Origin of the sequence: [Acidovorax] ebreus TPSY, from assembly GCF_000022305.1 — a bacterium.
GTDB classification, from domain to species: domain Bacteria; phylum Pseudomonadota; class Gammaproteobacteria; order Burkholderiales; family Burkholderiaceae_C; genus Diaphorobacter; species Diaphorobacter nitroreducens.
Genome location: NC_011992.1, coordinates 3,239,986 through 3,252,284 on the forward strand (window position 1 = coordinate 3,239,986; position 12,299 = coordinate 3,252,284).

Annotated in this window: 10 protein-coding genes; 2 read left to right on the top strand and 8 right to left on the bottom strand. The window is 68.5% G+C overall.

Going from position 1 to position 12,299, the window contains the following annotated elements:
- The first annotated feature begins 220 nt into the window (after positions 1–220).
- Positions 221–1,741, top strand: a complete 1,521-nt coding sequence (locus DTPSY_RS15195) for a diguanylate cyclase (protein WP_015914311.1) — start codon at positions 221–223, stop codon at positions 1,739–1,741.
- A gap of 14 nt (positions 1,742–1,755) precedes the next feature.
- On the opposite strand, the gene DTPSY_RS15200 is transcribed toward DTPSY_RS15195, so the two are convergent.
- Genes DTPSY_RS15200 through DTPSY_RS15235 form a run of 8 tightly spaced genes read right to left on the bottom strand, consistent with a single transcriptional unit; the run spans position 1,756 to position 11,057 of the window.
- On the bottom strand, positions 1,756–2,670 hold the full coding sequence (locus DTPSY_RS15200; RefSeq protein ID WP_015914312.1) for a hydroxymethylglutaryl-CoA lyase: 915 nt from the start codon (positions 2,668–2,670) through the stop codon (positions 1,756–1,758).
- 28 nt (positions 2,671–2,698) lie between these two features.
- Positions 2,699–3,619, bottom strand: coding sequence for a 2-hydroxyacid dehydrogenase (locus DTPSY_RS15205; RefSeq protein WP_015914313.1), 921 nt, complete (start codon positions 3,617–3,619; stop codon positions 2,699–2,701).
- Positions 3,620–3,657: 38 nt separating this feature from the next.
- Positions 3,658–5,676: an acetyl/propionyl/methylcrotonyl-CoA carboxylase subunit alpha gene (locus tag DTPSY_RS15210; protein ID WP_015914314.1), complete on the bottom strand. Its 2,019-nt coding sequence runs from the start codon at positions 5,674–5,676 to the stop codon at positions 3,658–3,660.
- On the bottom strand, positions 5,677–6,396 hold the full coding sequence (locus DTPSY_RS15215; protein ID WP_015914315.1) for a DUF4126 domain-containing protein: 720 nt from the start codon (positions 6,394–6,396) through the stop codon (positions 5,677–5,679).
- 6 nt (positions 6,397–6,402) lie between these two features.
- On the bottom strand, positions 6,403–7,185 hold the full coding sequence (locus DTPSY_RS15220; RefSeq protein WP_015914316.1) for an enoyl-CoA hydratase/isomerase family protein: 783 nt from the start codon (positions 7,183–7,185) through the stop codon (positions 6,403–6,405).
- The gene (locus DTPSY_RS15225; protein ID WP_015914317.1) at positions 7,182–7,691 is read right to left on the bottom strand and encodes a DinB family protein; all 510 of its coding nucleotides are present in this window, start codon (positions 7,689–7,691) and stop codon (positions 7,182–7,184) included. Before DTPSY_RS15225 ends, DTPSY_RS15220 begins: the two co-directional genes overlap by 4 nt.
- A gap of 10 nt (positions 7,692–7,701) precedes the next feature.
- Positions 7,702–9,306 (bottom strand): carboxyl transferase domain-containing protein, encoded by a 1,605-nt coding sequence (locus DTPSY_RS15230; protein ID WP_015914318.1) that lies wholly within the window; start codon positions 9,304–9,306, stop codon positions 7,702–7,704.
- Between the two features lie 14 nt (positions 9,307–9,320).
- On the bottom strand, positions 9,321–11,057 hold the full coding sequence (locus DTPSY_RS15235; RefSeq protein ID WP_015914319.1) for an AMP-binding protein: 1,737 nt from the start codon (positions 11,055–11,057) through the stop codon (positions 9,321–9,323).
- A 145-nt stretch (positions 11,058–11,202) separates the two neighbouring features.
- On the opposite strand from DTPSY_RS15235, the gene DTPSY_RS15240 reads away from it, so the two are divergent.
- Positions 11,203–12,273 (top strand): AraC family transcriptional regulator, encoded by a 1,071-nt coding sequence (locus DTPSY_RS15240; RefSeq protein WP_015914320.1) that lies wholly within the window; start codon positions 11,203–11,205, stop codon positions 12,271–12,273.
- Positions 12,274–12,299 lie beyond the last annotated feature (26 nt).

Here is a 12,299-nt window from a genome sequence, read left to right on the forward strand (position 1 = left end):
CATTGTCCATGAACCTGCTTCGCGCCTGCCTGCTCTTGTGGCTTCTCGTCGGCAAACTGGCCTGGGCCGGTGGCGCCCCTGCGGTGCTGGACGATCACCGCAAGGGCCTATCGCTGGGAAGCACCGGCCAGCTTTTGTGGCTCGTGGACGACCTGGGCACCCTCACCATCGACGATGTGCGCGCAGCGGCTACCGATGCGCGCTTCGGCCCGCCCCCCGCATGCCGCTGCGCGGGGCCACACCGGCCTACCACTGGTTCAAAGTGGTCCTGGAGCAGCGCGCGGCCAGCGGCGACTGGGTGCTGGCCACCCAGACCACGTCTTTGCAGGACGTGCGGTTCTACGGCCCGTTCGATGCGTCGGGTACGGCGCTTGCGCCGCCAGTGCATACGGGCCTGGCGCAGCCCTTCGCCACGCGGCCCCTGGGCAGCGAGCGCTACCTCATGCGCCTGCAGCCCCCGGGCCCGGGCACCTACACGGTCTACGCCCGGCTGTACAGCGAGACGGCGCCGTCCTTCGACCTGTCCGTCTGGGACACGGCCGAATACCTGCAATGGCGCCAGCACAAGCGGCTGTTCGACGGCATCTGCTACGGCATCCTGATCGCACTGCTGGTCTACAACCTCACGCTCGTGGGCGTCTTTCGGGACACCACGTACACCTTCCACGTCGGCCAGTGCATCTTCGCGCTGTTGACGCTGGCCACCTTCAACGGCCACACGGCCCATTACCTGTGGGGCGACGCGCCGTGGTGGCAGGAGCGCAGCTATTTCGTATTGCCCAGCCTGTGGCTGTTCTTCGGCGCGCTGTTCACGCGCAGTTTCCTGGACACCCGGCAGACGCCCTTGATGGACGGAGTGCTGGTGGCAATCGGCCTGCTGGCGGCGCTCACCGCCGTGCTCGGCGGGCTCGGGCAATTTGCCATCGCCCAGACGCAGAACGAACTGCTGGCCAGCGCCGGCATCGCGGCCGCGTCGCTCGCGGCCATTCTGGTGCTGCGCCGGGGCTTCACGCCCGCGCGCTGGTACCTGGGCGCGCAGGCGCTGCTGTTCGTCACGGTGGCCGGCGTGGTGCTGAGCAACTGGAAGGTGATCGACGCGCCCTTCATGCTCGCCAACGGCCTGCAGATCGGCGTGGCGGCCGAGATGGTGGTGTTCGCCGTTGCGTTGAGCACCCGCATCGACAGCCTGAACGCCTCCCAGATCGCCCTGCGGCTGCGCGCGGACCATCTGGCCAAGGCCGCGACCACCGACCCTCTCACGGGCCTGACCAACCGCATGGGGCTGACCCAGGGCGCAACGCAACTGCTGTCGGAAGGGGGCACGCACGCCCTGCTGCTGCTCGACCTGGACCGCTTCAAACCCATCAACGACACCTATGGCCATGACGCCGGCGACGAGGTGCTGCGCGCCGTTGCCACACGGCTGCAGACGCACACGCGGTCCGGCGACATCGTGGCCCGGCTGGGCGGCGACGAGTTCGTGGTCATGCTGGCCCACGCGCCCGCGGGCGACGCCCTGACGGCGCTGGTCAAGCATCTGGAGCTGGCTATCTGCCAGCCGGTGTACTTCCAGCACCAGGAACTGTGCGTGGGCGGCAGCACGGGCGTTGCGCACAGCCCGCAGGACGGCCCCACGCTGACGGAGCTGATGCGCTGCGCCGACCAGCGCATGTATCAGGCCAAGCAGGCGCACAAGGACGCGGCGCAGCACCCGGCAGCGCCGGCTCTGCCGTTGGCCTGACGCCGGCTGGCCGCTCAGCCCTTGCGCTTGGTGAGCACCGCCACGGCCACGCGCGACTGCGGCTTGCGGCCCAGGAAGTCGCTGATGTAGGCGCCGGCGTCGATCAGCTGGTCCAGATCGATGCCGGTCTCGATGCCCATGCCGTGCAGCATGTAGACCACGTCCTCGGTGGCCACGTTACCCGTGGCGCCCTTCGCATAGGGACAGCCGCCCAGGCCGGCCACGGACGTGTCGAACTGCCACACGCCCAGCTCCAGCGCCGCCAGCGTGTTGGCCAGCGCCTGGCCGTAGGTGTCGTGGAAGTGGCCGGACACGTCGTTCAGGTCGTAGTGCTTGAGCGTTGCCTCGATGGCGCGTTGCACCTTGCGCGGCGTACCCACGCCAATGGTATCGGCCACGCCGATGTGCTGCACGCCGATGCCCTTCATGAGCCCGGCCAGGTATTCCACGCGCTCGGGCGCAATCTCGCCCTCGTAGGGGCAGCCCACGGTGCAGCTCATGGCGCCACGCACATACACGCCAGCGGCGCGCGCGGCTTCGACCACGGGGGCGAAGCGCTCGATGCTCTCGGCAATGCTGCAGTTAATGTTCTTCTGGCTGAAGGCCTCGCTGGCAGCGCCGAAGACCACGATCTCGTCGGGCTTGTCGAGCACGGCTGCCTCCCAGCCTTTCAGGTTGGGCGTCAGTACCGAATAACGCACGCCGGGCATGCGTGTAATGCCTTGCATGACCTCGTGGTTGTCGGCCATCTGCGGCACCCACTTCGGAGAAACGTAGCTGGTGACCTCGATTTCCTTGAGGCCCGCCTGCTGCAGGCGGTGTACCAATTCGATCTTGACGGCCGCCGGCACCGGGTGCTTCTCATTTTGCAGCCCGTCGCGCGGGCCCACGTCCACAAGCTTGACGCGGGAGGGGATGTTCGGGTTCATCGGTGGGTGTCCTTGGGTGAGGGATTCGTCAGTAGCCGCGTCCGGCATCCACCACGCCGGCCACGGCCTCGCCGCGCGCCAGCGCCGCGATCTTGCCGGCGATCTGGGCAATGCTCTCGTCGCGCAGCGTGCGCGCCGAAGTGTGGGGTGTGAGGGTGATCTTGGGATGTCCCCAGAAGGGATGCCCGGCAGGCAACGGCTCGGTGCGGAACACGTCCAGCGTGGCGCCCGCCACATGGCCGGCGTCGATCAGCGCGAGCAGGTCCTCCTCGACCAGGTGCGCACCACGCGCCACATTGATCACGTAGGCGCCGGGCAGGAGGCGGGCCAGCGTGTCGCGGTTCATGATGCCCTGCGTCTCGGGCGTGAGCGGGAGCAGATTGACCAGCACGCGGGTAGCGGCCAGGAACTCGTTGAAGCCCTCCTGCCCACTGAAACAGCGCACGCCCGCCATCTGCTTCGGACTGCGGCTCCAGCCGAGCACGGGAAAGTCGAACTGCGCCACCGCGCGCGCCACGCGCTCGCCCAGTACGCCCAGGCCCATCACGCCCACAGGAAAGTCCTGGCGCAGGCGCGGCTTGCGGTAGCTCCACTGGCCCGCCTGCATGGCGGCCTCGTACTGGTCAAACTCGCGGAAATGCCGGATCAGCGCGTGGCACACGTATTCGGCCATCTGCACGGCCATGCCGGCGTCATCCAGACGCACGACGCGCACGGACGGCGGCAGGCGCAGCTTGAGCAGCGCATCCACCCCCGCACCGATGTTGAACAGCGCCCGCAAAGCGGGCTGTTCGTCGATGAACTGCTGGGGCGGTGCCCAGACCACGGCGTAGTCGGCCTGCGGGGCTCCGGGCTGCCAGACGGTAATGTCGGCTCCCGGCAGGGCGGCGGCCAGCCCCTGCAGCCAGGGTTCGGCCTTGGTATCGGTACAGCAAAAGGTAATCTTCATGGCCAACGAGCGTACCGCGGCTGGGCAAGCCCCCGCCGTCACTCGGCGGAAAGCCGCAGCAGTTCTGCGCCTTCCGCCACCTGGTCGCCTGGCGCGTAGAGCAGCTCCTGCACCACGCCATCGGCGGGGGCGGCGATGGTGTGCTCCATCTTCATGGCCTCCATCACCGCCAGGGGCTGGCCCTTGGTCACCTTGTCGCCGGCCTGCACGGCAAACGACACCACCTTGCCCGGCATGGGCGCGGTGAGACGCCCGCCCTCGCTGGCGGCTTCGCCCGCATGGGCCAGCAGGTCCAATGCCTCGATGCGCGTGGCGCCACGGGGGGTGAAGATGTGGTCGGTCTCGCCCTGGGCATAGACCGTTGCGCAGGTACGCTGGCCGGCGTATTGCAGGTCCAGGCCGCCCGCCAAGGGCGTGAAAGCCAGCGGACCCTGCGCGGCTCCCTCGCCTTCTCCCACGGTCAGTTGGTAGCCGCCGTCGCGTTCATAGGTCAGCCAGGCCTTGGCATGTGTGCCATTGAAGTCGAACTCGAAACGCCGGCGGCACGCTACGAGCGAACGCCAGCCGTCGCGGCGGCTGAACGGATTGGCGCCTTCCTGCGCCTGCTCACGCTGCAACTGGCTGGCCACGGCGGCTGCCGCGGCCAAAGGCAGGCCTACGCGCTCCTGGCCGAACAACACGGCCTCTTCGCGCGGGATCAACGCGGTGTCCAGCCGCGCCTGGGCGAACGAATCGCTCTTCACCACATGGCGCAGGAACTGCACGTTGGTCGCCAGGCCCACGATGTGGGTCTGCGCCAGCGCATCGTCCAGCCGCGCCAGGGCCTGCGCGCGCGTGTCGCCGTGCACGATGAGCTTGGCGATCATGCTGTCGTAGAAGGGGCTGATGGCGTCGCCCTCGCGCACGCCGTCATCCACGCGCACGCTGCCCCGTTCGAAGCTGGTGCATGCCGGCTTGCGGTACACGTGCAGCTGGCCAGTGGCTGGCAGGAAGTTGTTGTCAGGGTTCTCGGCGCAGATGCGCGCCTCGATGGCGTGGCCGATGATCTTCAACTCGTCCTGGCGCTTGGGCAAAGGCTGCCCGCTGGCCACGCACAGCTGCCACTCCACCAGGTCTTCGCCGGTGATGGCCTCGGTCACGGGGTGCTCCACCTGCAGGCGGGTGTTCATCTCCATGAAGTAGAACTTCATCTGCTCGGGCGCGTCGTAGCCGCCGGGCTGTTCCACGATGAACTCCACTGTGCCCGCGCCCACGTAGCCCACGGCCTTGGCGGCTGCCACGGCAGCCTCGCCCATCTGGCGACGCAGGGCCTCGGTCATGCCGGGGGCGGGGGCTTCTTCCAGCACCTTCTGATGGCGGCGCTGCACGGAGCAATCGCGCTCGAACAGATAGACGCAGTTGCCCTGCGTGTCGCCGAACACCTGGATCTCGATGTGGCGCGGGCGCAGCACGTACTTCTCCACCAGCACGGCATCATCGCCAAAGCTGTTGATGGCCTCGCGCTGGCAGCTGGCCAGCGCCGCTGCAAAGTCCTCGCTCTTTTCCACCAGGCGCATGCCCTTGCCGCCGCCACCGGCGCTGGCCTTGATGAGCACGGGGTAGCCGATACGGTCGGCCTCGCGCTGCAGCAGTTGCGGGTCCTGGTCCTTGCCGTGGTAGCCAGGCACCAGCGGCACGCCCGCCTTCTCCATCAGCTGCTTGGACTCGGCCTTCAGGCCCATGTCCTTGATGGCCGAAGGCGGCGGGCCGATGAACACCAGCCCCGCAGCGGCACAGGCCTGGGCGAAGTCTTCGTTCTCGCTCAGGAAGCCGTAGCCCGGGTGGATGGCCTGCGCACCTGTGGCCTGGGCGGCCTCGATGATGCGCTCCCAGCGCAGGTAGCTGTCCTTGGGGGCGCTGCCGCCGATATGCACGGCCTCGTCGCAGGCGGCCACGTGCTTGGCCTGGGCATCGGCGTCGGAGTACACGGCCACGGTCTTCACGCCCATGCGGCGGGCGGTTGCGGCCACGCGGCAGGCGATCTCCCCACGATTGGCAATCAGGATTTTTTGGAACATTCAGGCCACCTTGGCGGAATCGGAAAAGAAAGAGGAAATGCGCCGCAGCACGGCGCGCAGGAACTTGAACAGCACCACCAGAAGCAGCGCCGACAGCGCCAGCATCACCGCCAGCGCAATGCCGAAGGCCAGCGGGTACTGCGTGGCCAGCCAGACCACGCCGACGACCAGGCCGTCCTCAAAGAACGACAGGCCCCAGTTGGAAAACGGCTCGGGCGAGGTGTTGGCCGCCGCCCGCGTGGTCATCTTGGTGGCCAGCGCCGTGGCCGAGAGCGAACCGCCCAGCAGCCCCGCGGCCAGCGCCATGGTGGCGTTGTCGGCACCGAACACGCCGGCGGCCAGCAGCGCGCCGGCGGGCACGCGGATGAAGGCGTGGATGGCATCCCAGGCGCTGTCGAACCAGGGCACCTTGTCGGCGAAGAACTCCACCAGCAGCATGAAGCCGCTGGCCATCAGCACCAGCGGGTGCTGCAGCAGCGCCAGCCCCGGCGGCAGAGGCAGCCAGCCGGCCAAGCCCATCATGCCCACCAGGAACACCACGGCGTACAGCCGAAAGCCGCTGGCCCAGCCCAATGCGGCGGCCAGCGCCAGCAGCGCGGGCATGTCCAGCTGCTGCGTGGCGCGCGCAGCCCCTTCGGCCACCGCCTGGGCGGTACCCGCATCGACATGCAGCCCCACGCTGTGGAGCCACTGCACGATCTGGAGCCAGAGCGCGTCCATGGCGGATCAGCCCAGCCAGGAGGGCTTGCGCTTTTGCAGGAACGACTGCACGCCCTCGCGGCCCTCGCTGCTCGCGCGGATGTCGGCAATGCCCTCCACCGTGGCGGCGATGAGTGCGGCGTCGATCTCGCGCCCGGCCACGTCGCGCACCAGCGTCTTGCAGGCGCGCACGGCGTTAGGGCTCGCGGCCGTCAGTGCCTTGAGCAGCTCATCCACCTGGGCGTCGAGTTGCTCTGCGCCGACCACTTGGTGCACGAAACCGATGCGCAGGGCCTCGGCCGCGCTGAAGCGTTCCGCGGTGAGGAAGTAGCGGTGCGCGGCGCGCGCGCCCATGGCGCGGATCACGTAGGGGCTGATGGTGGCGGGGATCAGGCCGATCTTCACCTCGGACAGGCAAAAGCCCGCGGTATCGACCGCCACCGCCATGTCGCAGGCCGCGACCAGCCCCATGCCGCCGGCGTACACATCACCCTGCACGCGCGCCACGGTGGGCTTGGGGCATTCGTAGATCACGCGCAGCATCTCGGCCAGCTTGGCGGCGTCGGCAAGGTTCTCTTGCCGCGTGTAGTCGGCCATGCGGCGCATCCAGTTCAGATTGGCACCCGCGCAGAAGGCCGGCCCCTCAGCGGCCAGCACCACGGCGCGCACATCGGCGCGGCCCCCGACTTCCGTGAAGGCCTCGGTGATCTCTGCGATCACTTCGTCGCTGAAAGCATTGCGGATTTCGGGCTGCGTCAGCGTGATGCGCGCCACCGCGCCCAACTGGGTGATGGAAAGGTTCTGGCTCATGGCGTATCCGGGTTCTGCAGGAAGTAGACAAGGTCGAGCGACGGGCACGGCTGGCCCAGCGCGGTGAGTGCCGCCGTGATCTGTCCGCGGTGGTGCGTGCCGTGGTTGAACACATGCGCCAGCGTGGCGGCAAACGGCAGCACGGCGGGCGTGCCGCGCATGGTGGTGTAGGACAGCGCACCCAGCCAGCGCGCTGGCGCAAAGCCGGCGATCAGCGGCTCCCAGCGCGCGGCGCCTTCCCGCAGCCGCTCGGCCAGGCGCGCGCGATCGCTCTCCACCTCGGCATCCAGCGCCATGCGGGGCGACGCGCCTTCGGCAAAGCGCGCGAACCACAGCAGGTGCTCGCCCACCAGCAGATGGTTGAGCGTGCCATGGATGCTGCGAAAGAACAGGCCCATGTCGCGCCGGTAGTCCGCCTCGGGCAGCACCTGCACGGCTGCCAGCAGGCGCGCCGTGGCCCACACGTTGTAGCGCGCGAGCAGGCTGAAATGGGTGACGGCATCCATGGACCGCGCCTTACATGCGGAACACGCCGAACTTCATGTCTTCGATCGGCGCGTGGCGCGAAGCCGCCAGCGCCAGCGCCAGCACGCGGCGCGTGTCGGCGGGGTCGATGATGCCGTCGTCCCACAGGCGGGCGGTGGCGTAGTAGGGGTGGCCCTGTTCCTCGTACTGGCGGCGGATGGGCGTCTTGAAGGCCTCTTCTTCCTCCATGCTCCAGCTGCCGCCCTTGCCCTCGATGCCGTCGCGCTTGACGGTGGCCAGCACGCTGGCGGCCTGCTCGCCGCCCATCACGCTGATGCGCGCGTTGGGCCACATCCACAGAAAGCGCGGCGAGTACGCGCGGCCGCACATGCCGTAGTTGCCCGCGCCGAAGCTGCCGCCGATGATCACCGTGAACTTGGGCACGTTGGCCGTCGCCACGGCCGTGACCATCTTGGCGCCGTGGCGGGCGATGCCCTCGTTCTCGTACTTGCGCCCGACCATGAAGCCGGTGATGTTCTGCAGGAAGACGAGCGGAATCTTGCGCTGGCAGCACAGCTCGATGAAGTGCGCGCCCTTCTGCGCGCTCTCGCTGAACAGGATGCCGTTGTTGGCCACGATGCCCACGGCCATGCCCTCGATGCGCGCGAAGCCGCACACCAGGGTGTTGCCGTAGCGCGCCTTGAACTCGTCGAACGCACTGCCGTCCACGATGCGGGCGATGATCTCGCGCACATCGAAGGGCTTGCGCGTGTCCACGGGAATCACGCCATACAGCTCGTCTGCTGCATATTTAGGAGCTACTGGCGCTTGATCTGCGGGCGCTACAGGCTGATTTCTATTCAAATTTTTAACAGCCCCGCGCGCCAGCGAGAGCGCATGCAGGTCATTCTGTGCCAGGTGGTCGGCCACGCCGGACAGGCGCGTGTGCACGTCGCCGCCGCCCAGGTCTTCGCTGCTGACGACCTCGCCCGTGGCGGCCTTTACCAGCGGCGGGCCGCCCAGGAAGATGGTGCCCTGGTTCTTGACGATGATGGTCTCGTCGCTCATGGCCGGCACATAGGCGCCGCCGGCCGTGCACGAACCCATGACCACGGCGATCTGCGCCAGGCCCTGCGCGCTCATGTTGGCCTGGTTGTAGAAGATGCGGCCGAAGTGGTCGCGGTCGGGGAAGACCTCGTCCTGGTTGGGCAGGTTGGCGCCGCCCGAGTCCACCAGGTAGATGCACGGCAGGCAGTTCTGCTGCGCGATCTCTTGCGCGCGCAGGTGCTTCTTCACCGTCATGGGGTAGTAGGTGCCGCCCTTCACCGTGGCGTCGTTGCACACAATCATGCAGGCGATGCCGGCCACGCTGCCGATGCCCGCGATCAGGCCCGCGCCGGGCGCGTCGTTGCCGTACATGTTGAGGGCCGCCAGGGGGGCGATCTCCAAGAACGGCGTGCCGGGGTCCAGCAGCATCTCCACGCGCTCGCGCGGCAGCAGCTTGCCGCGCGCCACGTGCTTGGCGCGGGCGGCCTCGCCGCCGCCCTGGGACACGCGCTCGATCTGGGCGCGCAGGTCCTCCACCACGGCGCGCATGGCGGCGGCATTGGCCTGGAAGTCGGCCGAGCGCGGGTTGAGTTGGGATTCAAGAATCATGGCGGTGGCTCGTTTCAAGCGGTTTTGTCTTCGGCAAGGCCCAGCTCGTCTTTCATGACGTCGCGGATCTTGAACTTCTGGATCTTGCCCGTCACCGTCATCGGGAAGCTGGTAACGAAGCGGATGTAGCGCGGCACCTTGTAGTGCGCGATCTGGCCTTTGCAGAAGGCACGGATGTCGTCCTCGCTGGGGCGCGTGCCGGGCTTGGCGATGATCCAGGCGCACAGTTCCTCGCCGAAGCGCTGGTCGGGCACGCCCACCACCTGCACGTCCTGCACCATGGGGTGGCGGTAGAGGAATTCCTCGATCTCGCGTGGGTACACGTTCTCGCCGCCGCGGATCACCATGTCCTTGATGCGGCCGACGATGTTCACGTAGCCCTCGTCGTCCATGGTGGCCAGGTCGCCCGTGTGCATCCAGCCGCCTTCGTCGATCGCCTCGCGGGTTTTGGCCTCGTCGCCCCAGTAGCCGTGCATGACGGAGTAGCCCTGGGTGCACAGCTCGCCGCGCTCGCCGCGCGGCACCACGGCGCCGGTCTCGGGGTCGATGATCTTCACCTCCAGGTGCGGCTGCACGCGGCCCACGGTGGACACGCGCTTGGCCAGCGGCGTTTCGGCGTCGCTCTGGCAGCTCACGGGGCTGGTCTCGGTCATGCCATAGGCGATGGTGATCTCCGACAGGTGCATGTCGCCCACCACGCGCTTCATCACCTCGATCGGGCACGGGCTGCCAGCCATGATGCCGGTACGCAGGGTGCGCAGGTCGAACTCGGCAAAGCGCGGGTGGTCCAGCTCGGCGATGAACATGGTGGGCACGCCGTGCAGGCCGGTGCAGCGCTCGGCCTGCACAGTCTCCAGCACGGTCAGGGCGTCGAAGCCGTCGTTGGGGTACACGATGGTGCTGCCATGCGTGAGGCAGGCCAGGTTGCCCAGCACCATGCCGAAGCAGTGGTACAGCGGCACGGGAATGCACAGCCGGTCCTCGGGCGTGAGGCGCATGCACTCGCCGATGAAGAAACCGTTGTTCAGGATGTTGCGGTGCGTGAGCGTGGCGCCCTTCGGGAACCCGGTGGTGCCGCTGGTGAACTGGATGTTGATGGGGTCGGTGTTGTGCAGCTGAGCGGCAATGGCGTCGATGCGCGCGTCCTGCGCGTCGCCCCGCGCCATCAGCGTGGAAAACCGCAGCATGCCCGGCTGTTCGTCGCCTTGGCCCGCCACGCCTGAGCCGGCCGCGTCGATCCACACGACCGTGCGCAGCGTGGGCAGGCGCGCGGCCTGCAGTGCGCCGGGCTGGGACGCGGCCAATTCGGGTGCCAGCTCGCGCAGCATGCCCAGATAGTCGCTGGTCTTGAACTGCGGCATGGCCACCAGTGCCTTGCAGCCGACCTTGTTCAGCGCGTACTCCACCTCGGCCGTGCGGTAGGCCGGGTTGATGTTCACCAGGATCAGGCCCACCTGCGCCGTGGCCAGTTGCATCAGCACCCATTCGGCGTTGTTGTGCGACCAGATGCCGATGCGGTCGCCCTTGGCGAGCCCCAGGCCCAGCAGCGCGCTGGCCAGTTGGCGGGCCGCCTGGTGCAGCTCGGCGTAGGTGTAGCGCAGGCCCTGGTGGCGGCTGACCAGTGCCTCGCGCGTGGGCTGGCGCTGCGCCATGCCGGCGAAGAAGTCGCCCAGCGTCTGCTCGATGAGGGGGGTGGCGGCACTGCCACGCGCATGGCTCAACGCGGCCGATGGGGTGGATGCGGGTTCCATGGGCTTGTCTCCTGGTCGGGGTGGGCCAGCGCCCGCGCGGGGCCCGGCAACAGGCTGCACAGCATACGCCGCACCCCCGCACGCGCGGTGACCGGGATGGGTCAGAAAGGTTGCAAATTGCGCCACAGAGTTGCAGACTCCATGCATGCCCGACCGCCCTGACCCCGCGCCGCCACCGCCCGCACCCACCGCACTCCTCGCTGCACCCACGGCCGCCACGCCCATGGCATTTGTGCAAGCCATCGTGCAGGCCTACGCAGCGCGCGGAATGGACGCGGCGCAGGTGCTGGCGCTGGCACAAATCCCGCCAGAGCAGGTTGGCAACTCTGCGGGCCGCATCACGGCGCAGCAGATGGAGGTGCTGTCCGCCGGTGCGATGCGCGAGCTGGACGACGAAGCCCTGGGCTGGTTCTCCCGCCGCCTGCCCTGGGGCAGCTACGGCCTGCTGGCGCGCGCCTCGCTGAGTGCACCCACACTGGGCCTGGCGCTGGCGCGCTGGTGCCGCCACCACGCCCTGCTGACGGACGACATCACGCTGCACCTGCACGCCGAGGGCGAGCAGGCCACGCTCACCATCGCCGAGCAGCGCGACCTGGGCACGCTGCGCGAGTTCTGCCTGGTTTCCACGCTGCGCAACGCGCTCGGGCTGGCCAGCTGGTTCATCGACTCGCGCCTGCCGGTGCTGGCGGCCGAGTTCCCCTTCGCGCCACCGCCCCATGCGCAGGCCTATGGCGTGCTCTTCAGCGGCCCGACGCGCTTTCAGGCACCGCGCGCGGCGGTGCATTTCGATGCGCGCTACCTCGCGCTGCCGATCACGCGCGACGAGGCGGCCATGCGCCAAATGCTGCAGCACGCGCTGCCCCTCACCGTGCGCCAGTACCGCCGCGACCGGCTGCTGGTGCAGCGCGTGCGCCAGGTGCTGGCCGCCCTGCCCGACGCGACCCACAGCGCACACACGCTGGCCGAGCAGCTGCACGTCTCGGCGCGCACGCTGCACCGCCAACTCAAGGAGGAAGGCGCGTCGCTGCAGTCGCTGAAAGACGAGGTGCGCCGCAGCCGCGCGATCGAGCTGCTGCACCGCAGCGACCGCCCCATCAAGCAGGTGGCGCAGGCCACGGGCTTTGCCAGCGAGAAGAGCTTCATCCGCGCGTTTCGCGGCTGGACGGGCCAGTCGCCCGCGGAGTTCCGTCGCGGCGCACGCTCCGTCGCGGTATAGACGCTCATTTATTAGTAGCTGCTAGC